General features: G+C 61.3%; 15 protein-coding genes and 3 pseudogenes. 6 read left to right on the forward strand and 12 right to left on the reverse strand.

Going from position 1 to position 22,422, the window contains the following annotated elements; all coding sequences use genetic code 11:
• From ACPYOJ_RS28055 to ACPYOJ_RS28070, 4 genes and pseudogenes are all read right to left on the reverse strand, one after another.
• Positions 1 to 249: pseudogene (locus tag ACPYOJ_RS28055) on the reverse strand (ribose ABC transporter substrate-binding protein); the annotation flags it as partial.
• Between the two features lie 297 nt (positions 250 to 546).
• On the reverse strand, positions 547 to 1,131 hold the full coding sequence (locus ACPYOJ_RS28060; protein WP_168829771.1) for a DUF1269 domain-containing protein: 585 nt from the start codon (positions 1,129 to 1,131) through the stop codon (positions 547 to 549).
• Between the two features lie 110 nt (positions 1,132 to 1,241).
• Positions 1,242 to 2,609, reverse strand: a complete 1,368-nt coding sequence (locus ACPYOJ_RS28065) for a sigma-54-dependent transcriptional regulator (protein WP_481419166.1) — start codon at positions 2,607 to 2,609, stop codon at positions 1,242 to 1,244.
• On the reverse strand, positions 2,606 to 4,468 hold the full coding sequence (locus tag ACPYOJ_RS28070; protein ID WP_481419167.1) for a sensor histidine kinase: 1,863 nt from the start codon (positions 4,466 to 4,468) through the stop codon (positions 2,606 to 2,608). The genes ACPYOJ_RS28065 and ACPYOJ_RS28070 overlap by 4 nt, the downstream gene beginning before the upstream one ends.
• 235 nt (positions 4,469 to 4,703) lie before the next feature.
• On the opposite strand from ACPYOJ_RS28070, the gene ACPYOJ_RS28075 reads away from it, so the two are divergent.
• Positions 4,704 to 6,038 (forward strand): dicarboxylate/amino acid:cation symporter, encoded by a 1,335-nt coding sequence (locus ACPYOJ_RS28075; RefSeq protein ID WP_481419168.1) that lies wholly within the window; start codon positions 4,704 to 4,706, stop codon positions 6,036 to 6,038.
• 134 nt (positions 6,039 to 6,172) lie between these two features.
• Here ACPYOJ_RS28075 and ACPYOJ_RS28080 read toward each other — a convergent pair.
• From ACPYOJ_RS28080 to ACPYOJ_RS28110, 7 genes and pseudogenes are all read right to left on the reverse strand, one after another.
• Positions 6,173 to 7,258: pseudogene (locus ACPYOJ_RS28080) on the reverse strand (molybdopterin dinucleotide binding domain-containing protein); the annotation flags it as partial.
• Between the two features lie 123 nt (positions 7,259 to 7,381).
• Positions 7,382 to 8,998, reverse strand: a pseudogene (locus ACPYOJ_RS28085) (molybdopterin-dependent oxidoreductase); the annotation flags it as partial.
• Entirely contained in the window at positions 8,998 to 9,333 is a 336-nt protein-coding gene (gene nirD / locus ACPYOJ_RS28090; RefSeq protein ID WP_481419169.1) for a nitrite reductase small subunit NirD, read from the reverse strand. The pseudogene ACPYOJ_RS28085 and the gene nirD, both read right to left, overlap by 1 nt.
• A 4-nt stretch (positions 9,334 to 9,337) precedes the next feature.
• Positions 9,338 to 11,788, reverse strand: coding sequence for a nitrite reductase large subunit NirB (gene nirB / locus ACPYOJ_RS28095; protein WP_481419170.1), 2,451 nt, complete (start codon positions 11,786 to 11,788; stop codon positions 9,338 to 9,340).
• Positions 11,789 to 11,806: 18 nt separating this feature from the next.
• Complete coding sequence (locus ACPYOJ_RS28100) at positions 11,807 to 13,069, reverse strand: MFS transporter (RefSeq protein ID WP_481419171.1); 1,263 nt, start codon at positions 13,067 to 13,069, stop codon at positions 11,807 to 11,809.
• A 369-nt stretch (positions 13,070 to 13,438) separates the two neighbouring features.
• Positions 13,439 to 14,704: a CmpA/NrtA family ABC transporter substrate-binding protein gene (locus ACPYOJ_RS28105; protein WP_481419172.1), complete on the reverse strand. Its 1,266-nt coding sequence runs from the start codon at positions 14,702 to 14,704 to the stop codon at positions 13,439 to 13,441.
• Between the two features lie 58 nt (positions 14,705 to 14,762).
• Positions 14,763 to 15,350 (reverse strand): ANTAR domain-containing response regulator, encoded by a 588-nt coding sequence (locus tag ACPYOJ_RS28110; protein ID WP_481419173.1) that lies wholly within the window; start codon positions 15,348 to 15,350, stop codon positions 14,763 to 14,765.
• Between the two features lie 286 nt (positions 15,351 to 15,636).
• Between ACPYOJ_RS28110 and ACPYOJ_RS28115 the strand changes: the two genes are divergently transcribed.
• Both ACPYOJ_RS28115 and ACPYOJ_RS28120 read left to right on the forward strand, forming a co-directional pair.
• Positions 15,637 to 16,968 carry a hemolysin family protein gene (locus ACPYOJ_RS28115; RefSeq protein ID WP_481419174.1) on the forward strand — a complete coding sequence of 444 codons (1,332 nt, stop codon included), beginning with the start codon at positions 15,637 to 15,639 and terminating at the stop codon, positions 16,966 to 16,968.
• A gap of 95 nt (positions 16,969 to 17,063) precedes the next feature.
• Positions 17,064 to 17,723, forward strand: coding sequence for a peroxiredoxin (locus ACPYOJ_RS28120; RefSeq protein WP_481419175.1), 660 nt, complete (start codon positions 17,064 to 17,066; stop codon positions 17,721 to 17,723).
• A gap of 20 nt (positions 17,724 to 17,743) precedes the next feature.
• Here the strand turns inward: ACPYOJ_RS28120 and ACPYOJ_RS28125 are convergent, their stop codons facing one another.
• Entirely contained in the window at positions 17,744 to 18,415 is a 672-nt protein-coding gene (locus ACPYOJ_RS28125) for an alpha/beta hydrolase family protein (protein ID WP_481419176.1), read from the reverse strand.
• 234 nt (positions 18,416 to 18,649) lie between these two features.
• Between ACPYOJ_RS28125 and ACPYOJ_RS28130 the strand changes: the two genes are divergently transcribed.
• From ACPYOJ_RS28130 to ACPYOJ_RS28140, 3 genes are all read left to right on the forward strand, one after another.
• Entirely contained in the window at positions 18,650 to 19,732 is a 1,083-nt protein-coding gene (locus tag ACPYOJ_RS28130; RefSeq protein ID WP_481419177.1) for a substrate-binding domain-containing protein, read from the forward strand.
• Positions 19,733 to 19,810: 78 nt separating this feature from the next.
• Positions 19,811 to 22,066, forward strand: a complete 2,256-nt coding sequence (locus tag ACPYOJ_RS28135; protein WP_481419178.1) for an ABC transporter permease — start codon at positions 19,811 to 19,813, stop codon at positions 22,064 to 22,066.
• Positions 22,059 to 22,422, forward strand: a 364-nt coding sequence (locus tag ACPYOJ_RS28140; RefSeq protein ID WP_481419179.1) for an ATP-binding cassette domain-containing protein, incomplete at its 3' end; no start/stop codon positions are given. The genes ACPYOJ_RS28135 and ACPYOJ_RS28140, both read left to right, overlap by 8 nt.

The raw sequence follows: 22,422 nt of genomic DNA on the forward strand, positions 1-22,422 counted from the left end.
GGCATAGGCTTTCGCGGTCTGGATCATCTGAATGCGCCAGGTATTGGCGATGTAGCCGTTTGCGAGCGCTATACGATACGGCCCTTCCTTCTTCGGAAACTTGAAGAACTTGGTATCCGCCGCCCACGGCACGAAGCAGCCGGCGTCAGCCGCAGGCCCTTTGACGATTTCGGGCTCGGCGAGAACCGTGGAGTGGGAAAGGGTGAACGCCGCAGCGGCGAGGATGCCGCCGATGAATGTCCTGTACATCGAATCCTCCCATTTGTTGCCACTTTTGGACGGGCATCGAATGGGTGCCGGCATACGTCGACTTTCCGCTGCAGATCCTCCAATCTGCAGCGGCTGCCGGTCCGGCAAGGCATGTCGATACGCTATCCAGTTGACGTCAGACGGGCTCCCCCCGGCGTCACGCGAGCGATGGTAGCGCTACCAACCTGCATTGTAAAGCAGCATGCAAGGTCATGCTTTATTAGGATTTTTTCATTCACCCGGATGGTACTTCTGCGACTCTTTCACTCGAAGCGGAGTTACGCCCCTCATCTTGACTCACGTCGCAGGGATGCCGGCGCTGGGCGTCTGGCCGGTAACAGCGGAGGGCGCGCTTGCCGCCGTCGCAGCCGCCGCCGATCCCGCCAGAGCCTCCTGAAGCCTTCGTTCCTGATCCGGCGAGAGAGACGAGCGCAGAACACGCGCGTTTTCTCCTGCGAAATCTGCCAGAACCTTGTCCGGCTGGGCCTTCCGGACGAGCAGGAAGAGCGCCGAGCTATTGTTCGGGATCGTGTCCGCCAGCTTCTTTATGAGACCGTCATCGATGCCATAGTCGGTGAGCGATCCCGCCAGTGCGCCCGAGCCAGCACCGATCGCTCCGCCAAGGACAAGACCGGCGAGCGGATTGAGGAAAAGCAGGCCGACGAGGCTTCCCCACACGGCGCCGGAAAGCCCTCCGCTGGCGGCGCCGGCTGCCGGCAGATTCATGCTCTGCTTGAGGCGCACCTTTCCGCCGCTGTCGCGCACGGCGACAACAGCGTCTTCCAGGTCGATCAGGTACTCCTTCTCGAGCTGAGACAGCTTGTTGAGAATGGCATCGGCCTTATTGGGGTCGTCGAAGCCAAGGACGATAAGTTCGGACATGAGACCTCTCCCGTGGTTGTGACAGGCTTGATCTAGGACGCATGTCGGCGAATTCCACCGGGGCAGGAGGTTCCGCGAAGACGAGCTTTGATTGCGCAGGCGTTTTCAGTTCAAAACGGCTCTGCCTTGGACGCTGCGAATTGACTGCGGACAATGCCGTGGCGCTGCAGCTTGTCGTAGAAGGTCTTGCGCGGGATGCCGAGCTCCGCGATCGTACGGCGAACGTCGCCGTCATTGGCATCGAGCGCCTCGCGGATGATTTTGGCCTCGTAACGCTCCAGCCGTTCGGGCAAGGTCAGCGCTCCGCCTTCTTCCGGCGCCGAAGCCGGCGTGCCTGCGGGAGCCTGCTCGACACCGAGGACGAAGCGTTCTGCGAAATGCGAAAGTTCGCGGACGTTGCCTGGCCAGCTGTGTTCCTGCAGATGACGGTGAACGGCCGCTGAAACCGGCGGAACCGCCCGTTTGAAGCGTGCCGCGGCACGCTCGGCAAAATGGCCGAAGAGGAGCGGAATGTCGTCCCGGCGTTCCCGGAGCGGCGGTATGGAGATCGTGACGACATTGAGCCGGTAATAGAGGTCCTCGCGGAAATCGCCGCGCTGCGCCGGATCGCTGAGATCCACCTTGGCGGCAGCAACGACCCGCAGGTCGACAGGCCGAACCTCGTTGGTGCCGAGCGGCGTTACTTCCCGCATCTCAAGGACGCGCAGCATCTGCACTTGAGTCGATGGCGGCATGCTTTCGATTTCGTCGAGAAAAAGCGTACCGCCGCTGGCGTGTTCGATCCGCCCAATGCGCTTCTTCTGCGCGCCAGTGAAGGCGCCGGGTTCATGGCCGAAAAGTTCGCTTTCGATCACGGTCTCGGGCAGCGCTCCACAGTTGAGCGCGACGAAGTTGCCCGAAGCCCTGCGGCTCCAGCTATGCAGCAGGCTTGCGACGACTTCCTTGCCGCTGCCGGTCTCGCCCGTCACCAAAACGTCGATGTCCGTATCGGCAATTTGTCTTAGGGTGCGACGCAATCGCTCCATGGTGGGTGTCTGGCCGATCAACGGGAGATCATCGCGAGCCTGATCGGCGGCCCGGCGCAAGGCGCGGTTCTCTAGAACCAGGCGACGCTTTTCCACCGCGCGTTTGACGGCTTGGACCAGCCTGTCGGCGGCGAAGGGTTTCGTGATGAAATCGTAGGCCCCGTCCTGAATGGCCTTCACGGCCATGGGTATGTCGCCATGGCCGGTGATCAGGATGACCGGCAGATCGGCATCCTGTTTTCTCACGCGATCGAAGAGTTGCAGCCCGTCGATCTGCGGCATGCGGATGTCTGAAACGATGGCGCCTGCGAAGTCCGGATCCAGTGCGGCGAGGGCTTCGCTTGCGACCGGGAAGGCCGAAACATTGAAACCGGCAAGCTCCAACGTCTGTTTCGTCGCCCGAAGAAGGTCCTTGTCGTCATCTATGAGAAAGATCGGTGACGCGTCGCTCATGCCTTTGCCTTCAGAAGGTAGACGGTGAAACATGTGCCCCGGTCGCCGCTCGAGACGTCGATGCGGCCGCCGTAGTCCGCAACGATGTCCTTTGAAATGACGAGGCCGAGGCCGAGCCCCTGTTCCTTGGAGGTATGGAAGGGCGTGAAAAGTGAATCCAGAATGGCTGGCGGAATGCCCGGTCCGTTGTCGGAGATGGCGATTGCAGCCTCATCCGACGTCTCCGTAACGGTGATCTCCACCCTCGCGTCGCTGCGGTCATCGAGAGCCTCAAGCGCGTTCTGCAGGAGATTGATCAGGATTTGCTCTAGCCGGATGCGATTGCCCATGACGAACAGCCCCGGCGGTGGCAGTTGGGCATCGAGCGCATTCAGCTGCCCGGAAAATCGGCTTCTCAGCAGGATAATGGCGCCTTCAATGACGCCGCGCAGGTCGACCGGCTCAGGGGCGGCCCTTCCTTTGCGAGCAAATGCCTTCAGTTCCTCGGTGATTGTTCCGATTCTCTCGGTGAGGGCGGCGATCGCCCCGAGATTTTCCTCGACCGGATCTGTCTGCTTGCGCTCGAGGAAGACGCGGGCATTGTCGGCATACGCACGGATCGTGGCAACCGGTTGGTTGATCTCGTGCGCGACGCCGGCTGCCACCTGTCCGAGGATGGCAAGCCGGTTTGCCTGCACGAGCTCCTGCTGCACGACTTGCAGCTTGGCCTCGGTATCCCGGTGATCCGAGATTTCCGCCTGCAAGCGATCCCGGGCGCGGCTCAGATCCTCCGTTCGCTCGACCACGCGACGTTCCAACTCCTCCCGCATCGCCTGCTCGCTCGCAATCCGCATGACGGAGACCTGGCGCCGTCTCAGCAGGAACGCGGCGATCGCAAGGACGGGCAGAAGAAATGCCAGTGCGGTCAGCCGCGCCGTTTGCACGGCGGAGGCAACCGGGGTTTCGATCGGCACCAGATACTCCAGTTGCCATGGCGTTGTCGGAACGGCGGCGAGAAGACGCAGATACCTGGCCTCTCCGCTGCCCGGCAGGACGGCCGAAACGATCGAGGCGCCGGGATTGAGAATAGCCGGGTTCCTTATGGGGAGTGGTGCCAGAGGCGCATCGCCGAATTGAAGACTACTGCGAATGGACGCCAGATCTTGTTGCGGTATCGCTCTGGACGTCATGAAGCGCCAGGAAGGAATACTCGTGATCAGAACCACCCCATGGTTGTCCGTCACGTAGACGGGCCGGCTTGCGCTCTGCCAGTCGGTTTCCAGCCGATCGAACTCCATTTTGACAACGACGACACCGAGGGGAGCAACCGCGCTGCCGACGCGGCGGGAGATGAAGAGACCCGGACGCTTGCTGACGCTGCCGAGGGCAAATTGCTCCGCCGTTCCCTGCTCCATAGCGCGACGGAAATAGTCACGGAAGTTGTAGTCATTGCCGACGAAACTCAGAGGTTCGCGCCAATTGCTCGCCGAGGCGGCTATTCCGTCCGGGCGAACGACATAGAGCACCGCGGCCTGCGTGCCGGTGACGAGTCGCTCAAGCTTGCGGTTCAGGATCTCCGTTGCGTCGCTGGTTTTGGACGACAGCGCGTCGAGAACCTGCTGGTCCTCCGCGAGGAGAAGCGGCAGGGCGCGGGGGCGCTCCAACACGGCTGTCAGCAATGCGACCTTGATATTGGCGTCGGTGCGGCCCTGGCTTTCGAGTGCTTCGATGGCGGATCGACGGCCATAGAATTCGGCACCCGCAAGCGCCGCCGCAATCATGACTATCGCCACCGCAAAAAACAGGAACCAGGCACGCCGCACCCGGCGAATGATGTCTTGCGGCACTGCATAGCCTGACATTGTCGGTCGCTGAAGCATGAAGAGTCCATGTGCGAAATTCCGCATAGCGTCAAATCAAATTGTGCGGAAAGACGCGCAGGCGGACCAGTGTTTTCGGGGCGTTTTCTGAAAAAGATAAAGAAAACAGTCATGTAGCGTTGGCTTGGCAAACTGGCACACACATTGCAGCAGCTGTGTGATCAGCCATGTGGTTGTTGAGTTGCCTGACTTGCCCCGGGAGGCCGCTCGCGGTTTGGGGCCAACGGAGGATACTATGCATGTAGCCGCCCCCGCCGCGCCAGCACGTGGCAAAGTTCCCTTTTACCGCCATCTCTATGTGCAGGTGGTTTTCGCTATCTGTGCCGGCATTCTGCTCGGACACTTCTATCCGGAAATCGGCACGGCGCTGAAGCCGCTTGGCGATGCTTTCATCAAACTCGTGAAGATGATCATCGCACCCGTCATCTTCCTGACGGTCGCGACCGGGATTGCGGGCATGTCCGATCTGCAGAAGGTCGGTCGCGTTGCGGGCAAGGCGATGATCTACTTCCTCGTCTTTTCGACGCTGGCGCTGGCGGTCGGCCTTGTCGTTTCCAATGTCATCCAGCCGGGCGCAGGAATGCACATCAATCCCGCGACGCTGGATGCCAAGGCCGTCACCTCCTATGCCGAAAAGGCGCATGATGCGAGCGTCACCGGATTCCTGATGAATATCATTCCGGACACCATCGTCGGCGCCTTTGCCGAGGGCGATATCCTGCAGGTCCTGTTTTTCTCGGTCCTGTTCGGCATGTCGCTGGCCTTGGTCGGCGATCGCGGCCGTCCGGTCGTGGATTTCCTCCAGGCCCTGACGGCGCCGATCTTCCGCCTCGTGGGTATCCTGATGAAGGCGGCCCCTATCGGCGCCTTTGGTGCAATGTCGTTCACGATCGGCAAGTATGGCATCGGCTCGATTGCCAATCTCGCAATGCTGATCGGCACGTTCTACCTGACCTCGCTGCTCTTCGTGCTTGTCGTGCTCGGCGCAGTGGCCCGTTACAACGGCTTCTCGATCCTGGCTCTGATCCGCTACATCAAGGAAGAACTGCTGCTGGTCCTCGGCACGTCTTCGTCGGAAGCTGCACTCCCCGGCCTGATGGCCAAAATGGAACGGGCCGGCTGCAAGCGCTCGGTTGTCGGCCTGGTCATCCCCACCGGCTATTCCTTCAATCTCGACGGCACCAACATCTACATGACGCTGGCAGCCCTGTTCATCGCCCAGGCGACGGATACGCCGCTTTCGTTCGGTGAGCAGATCCTGCTGCTGCTGGTTGCGATGCTGAGCTCGAAGGGTGCGGCAGGCATCACGGGGGCAGGTTTCATCACGCTCGCCGCAACGCTTTCCGTCGTTCCATCGGTTCCCGTTGCCGGCATGGCGCTCATCCTCGGTGTCGACCGCTTCATGTCGGAATGCCGCGCACTGACCAATTTCGTTGGAAACGCGGTTGCCACGATTGTCGTCGCCCGCTGGGAGAACGAGTTGGACCAGACAAAGCTTGCCGCGGCACTGGCTGGAGAGCTGCCGGAGGAGGTGGAAGTTCCTGCGCCGGCTCTGCAGGCGGCGGAATAAGACAAACCGAACAGCCGCACTCAGGGCGCGGCTGTGTGAGGAAGAAACGATGAGCGGCCTATGTTAGGCCGCTCATGCCATTTTAGGTGGGGCGTGAATCGTAGCTCGTCAGCCGCTTCCTGAAGCGGCGATCGTTACTCCGCGGCGGCGGCAAGACATCCATCGATGATGCCCCTTATTTCCGCGCGGCATGAACCGCAGTTGGTTCCGGCGTTGAGTTCCTTGCCGATTGCTTCGACGCTGTGACAGCCGTTGCGGACAGCACCGACGATCTGGTTGACGCCGACGCCGAAGCAGGAGCAGACGGTGGCGCCCGGATCCGGCTTGTCCGCGCCGGGGCGACCGGCGACCAGCGCGAAGCGCTTGCGCAGATTGGTGTGCTCGGCGCTGAGCTGTGAGATCGCCCAGTTGCGGGCGACGGCGACGGGTTCGCGTGCAGTAAACAGCGCTGCAAGCAGGCGCGTGCCGTCGAAAAAGGCGAGCCTCAGATCGCCCGATTGCTGGTCGGCGTAGCCGAGTGGCTCGATGTCGTCGGGGATGCCGAACGTGGTGCGGCACCACGTGCACCAGTCCTCGACCGGCTGGTCGAAGGCGAGTTCCACGCGCCAGCCGCCTTCGGCCGTTGCGAGAGCCCAATAGGCCGCGTCGAGTTGGTCCGGCTTAGTCTCGGAAACGGCAAAGCCGTAGCGCGCAGCCTTGAAGCGTCGGGCCGCGACCGCGACATTCTTGGACGCCGGCTGGCCCGAGATTGCGTCGGTCAAAGGCGCGACGACGGCGTCGATGCGAGCCTTCGCGGCAAACTGATCATTCCAGTGCATAGGCACGAAAATGCTGCCGCGGGCCTGTCTCTCGGTGATCAGGGCGCGAACCACGGCCCTGCCGTGCGGGCTTTCGATCTCGACGAGACCGGCGTTGCCGACACCGATCTCGATCGCGTCGCGCGGATGGATTTCGGCGAAAGGCTCGGCGATATGGGATGAAAGCCGCGCGCTCTTTCCCGTCCGCGTCATCGTGTGCCATTGGTCGCGGATGCGGCCGGTGTTCAGCGTGAAGGGATAGTCGGCGTTGGTGCGATCCGAGACCACCGGTTCGACGGCGATGAAGCGTGCCTTGCCGTCGGCATGGTAGAAGCCGCCATTCGAAAAGAAGCGCTTGTCATTACCCCCCTCTGGCCTGCCGGCCATCTCCCCCACAAGGGGGGAGATTGGCTGGGCGCCGGCCCCTTCTTCTAAATCGACCGTCGAATAAGCCGCGAGGCTTGCTTCGGAGCGATGCTCATGCCGCTCGCCATCTCCCCCCTTGTGGGGGAGATGGCCGGCAGGCCAGAGGGGGGCTGCCTCGCGCGCGGCAGGCCATTGGAAGGGCGGCATGGTGTCGTAGGTTTCATGTCCGATGTCAGCGTATGCGCCGATATCGAAGTCGCGACTGCCGTTATTCTCGAAGGCGGAGAGGGCGGCGTGTTCGTCGAAAATATCCGCATTGGAGTCGAAGTCGAAGGCTTGGGCAAAGCCCATCCGTTTGGCCACCTCAGCAAGCTGCCACCAGTCGGCGCGGGCTTCTCCGGGTACATCGAGGAAGGAGCGCTGGCGGGAGATACGGCGTTCGGAATTGGTGACCGTGCCGCTCTTTTCGCCCCAGCCGAGCGAGGGCAGGAGGACATGGGCATGACGCGCGGTATCGGTATCCTTCAGGATGTCGGAGACGACGACGAACGGACAGGCCTTGATGGCGGCCTCGACGGCGTCGGCATCCGGCATCGAGACGACCGGGTTCGTCGCCATGATCCAAAGGGCCTTGATCCGCCCGTCGGCGACGGCCCTGAACATGTCGACCGCCTTCAGGCCCGGCTTTTCGGCAATGGTCGGCGCACCCCAGAAACGCTGGACGCGGTCGCGATCCTCGGCACTTTCGATGGCCATGTGGGCAGCCAGCATGTTGGCAAGCCCGCCGACCTCGCGTCCCCCCATGGCATTCGGTTGGCCCGTCAGCGAGAAGGGCCCCATGCCCGGCCGGCCGATCCGACCGGTGGCAAGGTGACAGTTGATGATGGCATTGACCTTGTCGGTGCCCGAGGAGGACTGGTTGACGCCTTGGCTGTAGCAGGTGACCACCTTCTCGGTGGTGGCAAAGAGACGGTAGAATTCGCGAAGCTGCATGGCCGGCAGGCCGGTCAACTCAAGCACCTCGTTGAAGGAGATGCCCGACGCAGCGGTAAAGGCTTCGGCAAAGCCGTTGGTATGTTCGGAAACATAGTTCTGATCGATGGCGTTGTTTGCGATCAGGTGTTCGAAAAGGCCGACGAAAAGCGCGACATCGCTGTCCGAGCGGATCGCCAGGTGCAGGTCGGCGATATCTGATGTCATCGTGCGCCGCGGATCGATGACGACGACCTTCATGCCGGGGCGCGCCGCCTTGGCAGCCGCCAGCCGTTGATAGATGACCGGGTGGCACCAGGCGAGGTTCGAGCCGGTGAGGATCACCAGATCGGCAAGCTCGATATCCTCATAGGTGCCCGGCACGGTGTCCGATCCGAAGGCGCGGCGGTGACCCGCGACGGAAGACGACATGCAGAGCCGCGAATTGGTGTCGATGTTGGCGGAGCCGATGAAGCCTTTCATCAGCTTGTTGGCAACATAGTAGTCCTCCGTCAGCAACTGACCGGAGATGTAGAAGGCAACGGAATCGGGTCCATGCTCAGTGATGGCATCCGAAAATCGTTGCGCGACGAGGTCAAGCGCCTGTCCCCATTCTGTCCGCTCCCCGGAAATTTCGGGGTAGAGCACGCGTCCGTCGAGATCGACGGTTTCTCCGAGCGCCGAGCCCTTCGAGCACAGCCGGCCGAAATTCGAGGGGTGGTCCGGGTCGCCCTTGACGGAAACCTTGCCGTCGTCTGCGACCTTGGCGATGACGCCGCAGCCGACACCGCAATAAGGACAGGTTGTCTTGACCTCTTTTTCCATCATTCGGCCGCCATCATCAGGCTTTCAAGCGCGATGTAGAGGGCGCCGTTTTCGTTGCGCACCGGTATGGTCCGCACGTCGCCCTCATCGGCGCCGAGCGCCTTGCCGGTCTCGAGCGAGATTACCCAGTTGTGCAGCGGGCAGGTGACGGCCTTGGCATGGACGATGCCCTGGGAAAGCGGCCCGCCCTTGTGTGGGCAGTGATCCTCGATGGCGAAGACCTCGTTTTCGGCGGTGCGGAAGACGGCGATCTTGGCCTGCGGTGTTTTCACGCAGCGCGCGCCCCTGAGCGGAATTTCGGAGATGTCGCCGATTGAAATCCAGTTCATGTCCATCTCCTTACTCAGCGGCCTGCGGGTAGCCGATCGTCGCCATCGGCTTGAACTCATGCTTATCCTTGCCGGAGACGCGCTCTGACCAGGGATCGACCTGCGCGAATTTCTGGGAGAAGACGAAGCGCTCGTAGTAGGCCTTGCGCTTGTCGGCGTCGTCCATGATCTGGCGACGGATTTCGTCGAGGCCGACGCGCTTCGCCCATTTGTAGATGCGCTCGAGATAGCGGGCCTGCTCGCGGTACATCTGCGTCAGCGCCACGATATGCTCCAGCGCATCGTCCTCTGTCTTCACCAGCCCGAGAACCTCGGTGCCCTTGATGTCGAGACCGGCAGCACCGGCGAAATGGATCTCGAAGCCTGAGTCTACGCAGATGACGCCGATGTCCTTGCAGGTCGCTTCGGCGCAATTGCGCGGGCAGCCTGAGACAGCCATCTTCAGTTTCGCTGGCGTCCAGGAGCCCCACATGAACTTCTCGATGCGGATGCCGAGACCGGTGGAATCCTGCGTGCCGAAACGGCACCAGTCGGAACCGACGCAGGTCTTCACCGTGCGCAGCCCCTTGGCATAGGCCTGTCCGGAGACGAAGCCCGCCTTGCCGAGATCGGCCCAGACTGCCGGTAGGTCTTCCTTCTCGATGCCAAGCAGGTCGATGCGCTGGCCGCCCGTCACCTTGACCATCGGGATTTCGAACTTGTCGACGACATCAGCGATGGCGCGCAGTTCGTTTGAATTCGTGACACCGCCCCACATGCGCGGAACGACGGAATAGGTGCCGTCCTTCTGGATGTTGGCGTGGACGCGCTCGTTGATGAAGCGCGACTGGTAATCGTCGGCATATTCGTCCGGCCAGTCGCACACGAGGTAGTAGTTGAGCGCCGGACGACACTTGGCGCAGCCGCAGGAGGTCTTCCATTCGAGTTCCTGCATGACGGCAGGGATGCTCTTCAGGCCCTTGGCCTTGATCAGGCGGCGAACATCGTCGTGGCCGAGTTCGGTGCAGGTGCACATCGGCTGGACGGCGGCCGGGTTGTAGCTGTCGCCAAGCGTCAGCGTCATCAGCTTTTCAACGAGGCCGGTGCAGGAGCCGCAGGACGCGGACGCCTTGGTGTGGGCGCGCACGTCGTCCAGCGACGTCAGGCCCTTGCTGGTGATGGTCGAAGTGATCTTGCCCTTGCAGACGCCGTTGCAGCCACAGATTTCCGCGTCATCCGGCAAGGCTGCAACGGCCGCCATAGGGTCCAGCGGCGACCCTCCCTGATAGGCCTGACCGAAGATCAGCGTTTCGCGCATCTCCTTGATGTCGGTCTGTTTCCTTTTCAGATCATTGAACCAGGCACCGTCGGCGGTTTCGCCGTAAAGGACGGTGCCGATGATCTTGTTGTTCTTCAGCACAAGGCGCTTGTAGACGCCGGCGGAAGCGTCGCGCAGCACGATTTCCTCGCGATCGTCGCCATCGGCGAAGTCGCCGAGCGAAAAGAGTTCGATGCCGGTGACCTTGAGCTTGGTCGGCGTGTCCGAATGCACGAAGGCAGCGGAGCGGTCGCCCGACAGATGCGAGGCGGCGACGCGGGCCATCTCGTAGAGCGGCGCGACCAGGCCGTAGACCACGCCGCCGACTTCGGCGCACTCGCCGAGCGCCATGATGCTGCCGTCCGAGGTCTGCATGCCGTCATCGACGACGATGCCGCGGTTGACAGCAATGCCGGCGTCCTTGGCAATGCCGGCATTCGGACGGATGCCGACGGCCATCACGACGAGGGTTGCAGGAATGACACGGCCGTCGTCTAGCTCAACACCCTCGACCTTGCCATTGCCGATGATCGCCTTGGTGTTGGCCTTGCAGATGACCTTGATGCCGCGCTCCTCCACGGCCTTCTGCAGGAGGTAACCGGCAGCCGGATCGAGCTGACGCTCCATCAGTGTCGGCATCACGTGCAGAACAGTCACGTCCATGCCGCGCGACGCAAGGCCGGCCGCCGCCTCGAGGCCGAGCAGACCACCGCCGATGACGATCGCCTTCTCGCGCGACTGGGCGGCAAGCAGCATCGCCTGCACGTCGTCGAGGTCGCGGTAGGTGATGACGCCGGGCAGATCCTTTCCGGGCACGGGGATGATGAAAGGCACGGAGCCGGTGGCGATCACCAGCTTGTCGTAGCTTTCGGTGACGCCGTGATCTGACGTGACCGTCTTGGCGGCACGATCGATCTTGATGATCTTGTGACCCTTGTAGAGGGTGATGCCGTGCTTGATGTACCATCCATCACCATGGATGATGATTTCCTCGTAGTCCTTCTCGCCGGATAGAACCGGCGAGAGCATGATGCGGTCGTAGTTGACGCGCGGCTCGGCGTTGAAGATCGTGACCTGGTATTGGTCCGGGGCCTTTTCAAAGAGGTGCTCGAGCATGCGCCCGGGCGCCATGCCGTTGCCGATGATGACAAGCTTCTCAGTCATAGTTTCAAAGTCCTCAGATCAGGTGGCAGCGACGGCTTGTGCGGAGAGGCCCCGGCGGTCGAGTTGTCGGACCGACAGGTGCATCCAGACGAGCGAGATGACGACGACCGCAAAGAGCAGCATGAAGCAGCTCGACCAGAGGCCGGTCATGTCCTTGAGCAGGCCGAAGGCGATCGGCAGGATGAAGCCGCCGAGGCCGCCCATCATGCCGACGATACCGCCGACCGCGCCAACGCTTTCGGGGTAGTAGGCGGGGATATGCTTATAGACAGCCGCCTTGCCGAGGCTCATCACGAAGCCGAGGGCGAAGATGATAACGATGAAGACGACAGGCGTGATGCCGAGCGCTGCGCCCGTTCCGGCAGCCGGGAGCGACAGGATGAGCGTCGCGACAGCCGCGACCGCGAACATCACATACATCACGCTGCGTGCGCCCTTCTTGTCGGAGACGACGCCGCCGAAGGCGCGGAAGATGCTGCCGGGGATGGAATAGGCGGCAGCGACCATGCCGGCGACTTCGAGATTGAAGCCGTAGACACCGACCAGATAGCGGGGCAGCCACAGCGACAGGGCAACGAAGCCACCGAAGGCGAAGAAGTAATAGAGCGAGAAGCGCCAGACCTGGACGTTCTTCAGCGGTGCGAATTCCTGCGCCAGGCTCTTGGAGGCGAGCTTGCCTTCGCGGCGGAGGCGGAAGGCCGGATCATCCGTCGTGGTGAACCAGAAGACGATTGCCATCAGCGCTAGGCCGACGGCCCAGATCTGGGCAACGGCTTGCCAGCCCCACGCAATCAGCACGAAGGGGGCTGCGAACTTGGTCACCGCGGCGCCGACATTGCCGGCGCCGAAGATGCCAAGCGCCGTTCCCTGTTTTTCCGCCGGAAAGAAGGGCGATACATAGGCGACGCCGACCGCGAAGGAGCCACCGGCAAGGCCGACACCGAGGCCGGCGACCAGCATTTGGGTATAGGTGTGGGCATAGGAGAGCAGGAAGGTCGCCACGGCGGCGGCCAGCATGGTGAGCGTGTAGACGAGGCGGCCGCCATAACGGCCGGTCCAGATGCCAAGGACGATGCGGACGAGCGAACCGGTCAGAACAGGCGTGCCGACCAGCAATCCGAACTCGGCCTCGTTCAGGCCAAGCTCCTGTTTGATGCGGATGCCGATGATCGCGAAGATCGTCCAGACGGCAAAACAGAGGGTGAAGGCAATCGTGGACATCCACAATGCTTTGGCTGGTTCGCCGGCGGACATGGACTGTGTGTTCCTGATAACAGACATGGCTTCTCCGGGGCCCGACGAGGTCGTGCCGATCCATTGTTGAACGTTGAAACAAAAAACGCCGCTCGGAGATTGCGTCCACGGGAAGGAAGGGTTCCCAGACTGCAACAACCTTGCGACGTCGATGTCTTTGCGAGCGCCTATTGCGCGCTCATCCGCCTAGATCGCCGTTGATCCGGGCAAAATTAGTCCTGCAAGCTGCGTGCCAGTTTATTTCGGATTTTGTAGGTCATTGAAATTACTGGAGAACCGATAGTTTGAACGCCGATGCGCAATTTTCGGGCGGGAGAGTGTGCTGCGTATCTTTTGTGCGAATGCAGTACGTGGTGCGCGAGCCGCTGCCAGCCTTTTGTGCAGAGCAGCAAAAAGTCAGACTTCGTCCGCGCCCGGGGTAAAGCGTTGGGCGCTCTTGACGGCGAACCCGTCGACGTATTCCACGAATTGCGCTGGATCGAAGATCCGCCCGTCCATAAAGCGGTCGCCATCGCTATCGCCTTCGACCCGGATATCGGCGTCTGGCGGCGTGCAGTTCTCGCCGAGTGCTGCCCTGTAGAGATCGGGACGATAGGCAGAGGCCGCCGATCGTGCGCTGTTCAGGCTGATCTCGGCCTGGCCCCAGCGGACCATCTGGCTGTAGATCCACAATGCCTGGCTCGGCCGTGGGTAATTCGCATAATCACCATGGAACATGAAGTAGTTGTCGATGACGCGGCGGCTGCCCGTGGCATCCAGGCTGAACTCGCCTGCGAGCACGTACCTTACAATATCGACAGGAGCGGAAATATAACGCTGATCCGCCAATGCTTCGGCCAGGGCATCGTGGTTTTCGGCGCGATCGCACCAGCGCGCCGCAGCGTCCAGCGCCACGATCAGCCGGGAGACCGTTTCCGGATGGCTTTCGGCCCAATCGGGCCGCATGCCGACCACCTTCTCGGGCGCCGAGGGCCAGATATCCTGCTTTGCGGCGACGATCCGGCCGACGCCGCGTTCGGAAGCCACCATGTTCCACGGCGCGCCGACGCAGAAGCCGTCGATCGCCCCGACCGCCAGGGCGTCGGAGGTGAGGGGAGGCGGAACAACGACCAGCTTCACATCCCTGTCCGGATCGATCCCGCCGGCAGCCAACCAGTAGCGGAACTCGTAGTTGTGCGAGGAAAACGGATAGGTCATGCCAAGTGTCGGCGTGGTTTCGCCGCGGACCCGCATATCGGCTAGCACTTTGGCCAGCGCCTTGGCATTCTCGATCGCGCTTGCCGTTTCCGAAATGCCCGCCACTTGGCGCATGCGTTCGAAGAGCCGGGTCGAGAGCGTGATCGCATTGCCGCCGCGTCCCAAAGAAAAGGGTGCAATCGTCGGGGAGGGGTTCGACCCCAATCCGAGCACTGCCGCAACCGGCATCGGCGAGAGCATGTGGGCGAGGTCGAACTGGCGAAATGCCAGCCGATCGCGAACATTCGCCCAGGAAACGTCCTTGACCAGATCGAGGGTCAGGCCCTCCTTCTCGGCAAATCCGAATTCTGCGGCGGCAATCAGCACCGAGGCGTCGACAAGCGGAATGAAGCCGGCGCGCAGAACGCGAGGCCCTTCGCTGTGGAGCCGTAAAGGCGCAGACAAACGGCCTTGCTGTATTTCCATTCTCGTCACCGCATTCACTCCGCAGTCCTCCGAACAATCGAATGGCGTTCGCGCCGGTTCACATCAACAACCCGGCCGCCGTCACGACGCTTTGCGCGATCTCGGACATCTTCTTCTTCTCGTTCATCGCCGTCTGGCGCAACAGGGCGAACGCCTCTTCCTCCGAAAGGCCACGCATCCTCATGAGGATACCCTTGGCCCGTTCGATGATCTTGCGTTCCTCAAGTGCCGACTTCGCGTCGGCAAGCTCCCGCTGCAGGCGGCTGAATGCATTGAACCGGCTGACGGCCATATCGAGGATCGGTTTCACTCGCTCCTTTTTCAACCCGTCGACGATATAGGCGGAGACCCCGGCTTCGACCGCCGCCTCGATCGACGCGCTATCCGATCGATCGACGAACATCGCGATCGGCCGGCTGACCGTCCGTGTGAGCTGGAAAAGATGTTCCATCATGTCGCGATTGGGGTTCTCGATATCGATGATGATGACATCAGGCTTCAGCGTTTCGATGATGCGCGCGACGCCGTGTACCTCATGGACCACCGCTACACGCGTATGACCAGCCTCCCGCAGCCCCTCTTCGATGATTGAGGCGCGGATCGTATTTTCATCGATGACAAGCACTGTCAGGTCGCAACGGCTCATGCGTCATTTTAACCGCACTGCAGCACAACAGGCAAGGTGAATAGCCACAAAATTAAGCAATAATAGATAATGCACAAAAAATGTGCGGATGCGAATGTTTCGAGCATTTCACGTGGCGAAGAGGTCGCCCCAGTAGTTCAACTCCAGCGACGATGTCGATTGTTTTTGAAGATGCGTCGCAGCCTCTCGCATCTCCAAAATCATAAATCAGCTGCTGTCCTGTGTGCCGCTTCTGCTTCCGCGTGCTACGATATCGTTTCATTCCACAGTTAGGGACGATCAAGACATGACGGGCCAAGATGGCAGTATTCTGGATTATGCCGGAGTTCTTGCCGTGTTTCTTCTGGTCGGCGCGAATGGCTTCTTCGTGGCTGCCGAATTTGCACTGGTTTCCGTCAGGCGCAGCCGGGTCGCCGAACTTGCCGCTGCGGGACGGATGAACGCTTCGGCGCTTCAGCGGGCGGTAGACAGTCTCGACGCAAATCTCGCGGCGACGCAGCTCGGCATCACGATCTCCTCGCTTGCTCTCGGCTGGGTCGGTGAACCGGCGCTGGCGCATCTGATCCAGCCACTGCTGGCGTGGCTGCCGGGCGAATGGGCCGTGAGGGGCTCGCACGCCATCGCCGTCGTCATAGCATTCATCATCATAACGGCGCTTCATATCGTGCTCGGGGAGCTGGCGCCGAAGAGCCTGGCGCTACAGCGAAGCGAAGGAACGGCGCTCGCCGTCGTCCGGCCACTCGATTGCTTCCTCACCCTGTTCAAACCGGCAATCTTCGTTCTCAACGGCTTGGGCAACCTCGTGCTCCGAGCCGTCGGACTTCGTGCGGGAGCAGGCGAATCCTCCTTTCATTCTCCACAGGAACTGAAGCTGCTGGTGGCCGAGAGCCAGGAAGCGGGCCTTCTCAATCCGGTGCAGCAGCAGCTCGTCGAACGGGTGCTCAATATCGGCGAGAGACCGATCTCCGACATCATGACGCCACGCCTCGATGTCGACTGGTTCGATGCCGATGACAGCGAGGCTGAAATCCTGAAAACGATCCGGGAATGCAGGCACGAGCAGCTTCTCGTCGCCCGCGGCTCGATCGACGAACCGATTGGCATGGTTCTAAAGAAGGACCTGCTCGATCAGGTTCTGGATGGCGGAAAGATCAGGCCTCTGGATGCGATCAAGCAGCCGCTGGTGCTCCATGAGGGGACCTCGGTGGTGCGCGTCCTCGATAGCTTCAAGGCCTCGCCGGTCCATCTTGCCATCGTCATCGATGAATATGGTAGCCTTGAGGGTATTGTCACGCAGACCGATCTGCTCGAAACGATTGCCGGAGATCTCCCGGGATCCGACGAGGAGCCGACCATCATTGTCCGCGAAGACGGCTCGCTGCTGGTCGATGCGATGATGCCAGCCTTTGACGCTTTCGAAAGACTGGGTTTGCGCGAAAAGCCGGACGCCGATTTCCACACGCTCGCGGGCTTTGCCCTTCACCAGCTCCAGCACATTCCCGAGACCGGTGAAACCTTCGAGTTCGACGGATGGCGGTTCGAAGTCATCGACATGGACGGCATGCGCATCGACAAGATCATGGCGACGCGCACGTCGGCAGACGCGGCCGATATCTAGTCAACGCGCTTCCGGCTTGCTGATGGCCGCGAGGAGCGTGTATTGCTACCGGCGATGGAATTCATACCGTAACCCAAGGATAGAGGAACGACCCTATGAGCCTTCGCATCAACGATATTGCCCCGGATTTTACCGCCGAAACCACTCACGGGCCGATCCGTTTTCATGACTGGATCGGCGACGGCTGGGCCGTGCTTTTCTCCCATCCGAAGAACTTCACGCCGGTGTGCACGACGGAACTCGGCGCGATGGCGGGCCTTGAAGGCGAATTCCGCAAGCGCGGCGTCAAGATCATCGGCATATCGGTCGATCCGGTCGAAAGCCACAGCAAGTGGAAGGGCGACATCAAGACGGCAACCGGCTTCGACGTCGAATATCCGCTGATCGGCGACAAGGATCTCAATGTGGCGAAGCTCTACGATATGTTGCCGGCAGGCGCGGGCGAGAGCTCCGAAGGCCGCACGCCGGCTGACAATGCCACCGTGCGCTCCGTCTTCGTGGTTGGCCCTGACAAGAAGATCAAGCTCATCCTCACCTACCCGATGACGACGGGCCGCAACTTTGGTGAAATCCTGCGCGCCATCGATTCCATTCAGCTGACGGCCAAGCATCAGGTGGCGACGCCGGCAAACTGGCAGCAAGGCGAGGACGTCATCATCACGGCGGCGGTTTCGAACGAGGACGCGATTACCCGCTTTGGCTCCTTCGACACCGTCCTTCCCTATCTGAGGAAGACGAAGCAACCTGCCAACTGACGGCAGTAAAGGGCGCGAGTCTATGGCGGCGTCACCGGGCCTGGAGACGATCTGGATGCCTTCGCGGACGCCCAGTCTCTGACGGCTTGCGCCATGCTCGCCTGATGATCTGCAAACGAGAACCCCGAGCTCTTTTTTCGGGGTCTCAGGTCGTGGTCGCCGTCTTCAAGCCAGAGCAGGTCTATCTTGCTGGACAGGGAGTAGCCCGGCACTTCTTCTCTTGTGCCGAACTCATCCCGCGTTCCTTGCACTATCAGGGTCGGCGTCTCTAGTGTCTCCAGATGCTTCGTGCGGAGCTGGCCAGGTTTGTCCGGCGGGTGGAACGGATAGCCGAGGCAGACGAGCCCTACGATCTTGCCCTCGCGAAAGAGTTTGTCGGCAACTATGCTGGCAACACGGCCGCCCATTGATTTGCCGCCGATGATAAGTGGGCCGCGCGCGGCGAGTTGCTCGACGGCGGCAAGATATTCCGGAATGAGCCTGTCGGCGCGGGGAGGCGGTTTCCGGCCATCGGATGTTCGCCGTGCCGCCATATAGTCGAACTCGAATCTGGCGACGCGAAAGCCGACGGTTGCGAGAGCCTCGGCCGCGGCTGTCATCGACGTCGAATCCATCGCTGCGCCGGCACCGTGTGCGAGCAGCATCGTCACCTCGGCGTCGTCAGGACCAGTTGTTAGAAATCCATTTTGCATGGGTGATTCATAGACGGCCGGCCGGACTTTGTCAGTAATTTGGCGGCTATCCGGGCTGCGAATGGGTTTCTCTCCAATACTGTATGATAATTCGCCACTACGACCAATTCGGCACTTACGTCCAACGGATTTTCACGGCATATTAGAAAATTAGAAAATAGGGCATGAGGGAGCATTCGAACAATTCGGTAAGTACGCTCGGATGTCTTCCGTATTGGTTAGGGAGGACCAATCATGAGGCGAATTTTGGTGTTCGTGGCATCCGCCGCGGCGTTATTGCTTGGGGTGTCTCACGCATTCGCGCAATCGGGCAGCGTCGAGAAAGCAGTGGGCGGCTACAACTTCACTGAAGCCGCCAAGGAGGCTCCCGGCACGAAGGATTTCCATTCGGCCGACGGTCATTTGACCTTTGCGATCGTGACGCATACGGCAGGCAACGGCTTCTTTGACCCTGTCTATGTCGGCGCGACCGTTGCCGGCAACATGATCGGCGCCAAGATACTGCTGCTTGGCTCGGAGTCGCCGGTGGACGATCCTGCGCGTGAAATCGAAATCCTGAACCAGATTGTTCAGGACCCGACGATCGACGGCATTATCATGACGACGCCGCAGGTCGGCGCCTACAACGATATCGTCAAGGCCGCAGAGGCCAAGGGCATTCCGGTCGCAACGACCAACTCGTTCGACGCGACCCTCCTGAACCGCAGCGCCATCAGCCATACCGGCCAGGACGCATCGGCCGCGGCAATCGGCGGCGAAGCGCTCGCCAAATGCGTGCTCGACAGCGGCAAGACCAGCGGCTCGATCGTGCTGCCGTCCTCAACAGCGATGGGCAACATCGAGGTGAATAACCGCGTGACTTCCGCTTTCAATGCGATCGTCAAGACGCTGAAGGATGCGGGCAAGCTCGACGCCTTCAAGGTTGACGCCGGCCCGGAGAATGTCGGCATCGATACGAATCCGAACGACCCAGTGAATGGGCTTGTTACGCTCTTCGAGTCGCGCGGTGATGTGGTTGGCGTCTTCACCGCCAACAACGTCTTTACGCCGCCGCTCGTCAAAGCGGTCGCACAGGCCGGAATGACTGGCAAGATCTGCGCCTTCGGCTTCGATCTCGGCCCGGCTCAGCAAGAAGGCATCGCCGCCGGGAACCTGACCGGTTCGCTCGGACAGCAGCCTTTCCTGCAGGGCTTCTGGCCGGTCATGCAGCTTTATCTGCAGATCGATCGCGGCATCTCCGCCGCCAATCTCGATACGCGCGCTCAGCTCGTAACGAAGGAGACGGTCGCAAACGTCGGCAAGCGCTTCGAGAACTGATTGCGCTTGAAACTCTGAATAAGGGCAGGAGGACGCAGACCTCCTGCCCTCCGATACAGGGATCGACCGGAGAAACTTATGCCGCTCACCACGACGACTTCGCTCGGCCGTGCGCCGCCTCAGCTTTTTGGCGGCTGGGAGGGCGGTCTTCTCGTCTTTCTCGCTCTGCTCTATCTCGTCGGAGCTCTCGTCAATCCAGCCTTCTTCGGGTCAACGGAGGCGCTGCACGCGCTGCTCCGGGACACGTCGCGCGTGGGGATCATCGCCGTTGGAATGACCTTCGTCATCGCCAACAAAGATCTCGATCTTTCAGTCGGTTCCACCTACGGCCTGGTCGCCGTGGTTTTCGCTCGGCTTTTTGCTTCGAGTTTTCTGGACTTCGACATCGTGACCTCGGTCGTCCTGTGCTTGCTTTTGGGCGCGGCGATCGGCCTGATCAACGGCGTCCTGGTGACCGTCCTGAAAGTGCCGGCATTCATCGCGACGCTGACGATGCTTTTCATCGGTCGCGGTTTCGTGCTCGCGCTGACGCACGGGCAGGCGATCTACTACTCCGAAAAGGCGAAGGAGGCGCCGCTCTTCTTCCACTTGGGCGAAACGAATGCGCTCGGTTTCAACAACCAGATCGTAATCTTCTTGCTTGTCGCAGTTGTCGGTGCCTACGTGCTTGCCAAGACCCGCTGGGGGTACGAGACCTTCGCGACCGGCGGCAACGAGCAGGCAGCCATCTATGCAGGCATCCCCACCGGCTGGGTGCGCACCCGCGCCTACCTGATCTCGTCGCTTTGTGCGACACTGGCAGCGCTTCTGTCGGCGGCGCAGGACAAGGGGGTGACCCCACTCTACGGCGTCAGCTGGGAACTCACCGTAATCGCCTCCGTCGTCATCGGCGGCGCGTCGATCCTTGGCGGGCGCGGCCGTGTGATCGGTTCCTGTCTTGGAGCTGCGGTCGTCGTCCTGATCGACAAGGTGCTCCGTGAAGGTTGGCCAATCACCCGCGTCATTGTCATCGACGGGGAGAATGTCACAGTCAATGCCAGGTACACACTGCCGGCAGGCGCAGTGCTGATCTTTCTCGGCCTGCTTCTGGTTATCGCCGTCCTCATCGAGCCCCACGTCATTCGGCGCCAGTTCGCGGGCCGGTTCTGGGCTTGGCTCCGGGGCCGGCCGCCGCCGCCGGCCTATGAGATGGGCGGCGTGGCGCTCGAAGGCGTTCAGACCAAGGGAGCGATGGCGACCGACGCGGCGCTGTCGGCCACCGGCCTTGGCAAATTCCTTGCGCGCCGAGACGCACTCGCCATTATCTTGACCATGGTGCTGTGGCTGACAGGCCTTGCACTAAGGCCGGACTACTGGTGGAACCTCTCCAACACCTTCGCGATCCTGCTGAATTATACCGAACTGGCCCTGATTGCGGTCGGGCTCACCTATGTGATCGCGGCCGGGGACATCGATCTTTCTGTCGGTTCCGTGCTCGCGCTGGCCGGAAGCACCGCCGCCTATTTCCTGAAGGTGCTCGGCGCCGACCCGCTCACAGCGATCGCGATGGGCCTGCTCGCGGGAATGATTGCCGGGCTGGTCAATGCTGTCGTTACAGTTGGTTTCAAGCTGCCGGCCTTCATCGCAACTCTCGGCATGTTCTACATCGCCCGAGGCCTTGCCGCCTGGTTCGTGGCCGGTCAGCAACTGACCGGCTGGCCGGAGGGTTATAACCTCCTCGGCCGGAAGTTGAACGACGTACTCGTCCATTTTGGCTTTTCGCTGCCCCCCGGAATCCTGCGTAGCGTGGCCGAGGTCGTCAGCGTCCAGACGATCTGGATGTTTCTTGTCGCCCTGCTTGCGGGCATCGTGCTCGCCTTTACGCCGTTCGGGATGAAAGTCTGTGCCACGGGGGGCAACATTCGTGCTGCTGCCTATGCCGGCATCAATACCAACCGGGTGCGCTTCATTGCGCTGATGCTCGCGGCGCTCTGCGCAAGCATGGCCGGGATCATCAACGTGGCTTATTTCCGCAGTTTCAATCCGGTCGCCGGCCAGTTCCGCGAGCTTGACGCCATTGCCTCCGTCATCATTGGCGGCGGTTCGATCTTCGGCGGTTACGGCACGATGATCGGCTCCCTTGCAGGGGCAGCCGTCATCACCCTCATCCGCGCGCTGCTGCAGCTCAACGTCCAGGGATTCACCATGCCGCAGCATTGGATCAACGTCTTCATCGGCGTTATCCTGATCGTCGCGGTGCTGATCGACATCTGGGTGCGCGAAGCCAAGATTTTCGCACGTCTCAGCGCCAGGCTGCCCGGACGCGCTCGAATACGGGAGAGTTCCTATGGCTGATGCGACGCCATCCCAGCCGATCGTCGAAATGCGAGGGATCGAGAAATCCTTCGGGGCGGTGCAGGCGCTCCGCAAGGTCGATCTCGTGCTCTATCCCGGCGAGATTCTCGGTCTGGTCGGCGACAACTCGGCCGGCAAATCGACGCTGATGAAGATATTGACCGGCGCCTATCAGCGCGACGCCGGGGAGATCCTGGTGGCCGGAACGCCCGTGCATTTCAAGAGCCCGCACGAAAGCCGCGACGCCGGCATCGAGATGATCTACCAGGATTTCGCACTGTGCGGGAACATGGATGTCGGCCAGAACATCTTTCTCGGCCGCTGGCCGCTCAAAGGTCCCTTCGTCAACCGGAAGA

Source organism: Rhizobium sp. SVR5-9E, from assembly GCF_056755095.1.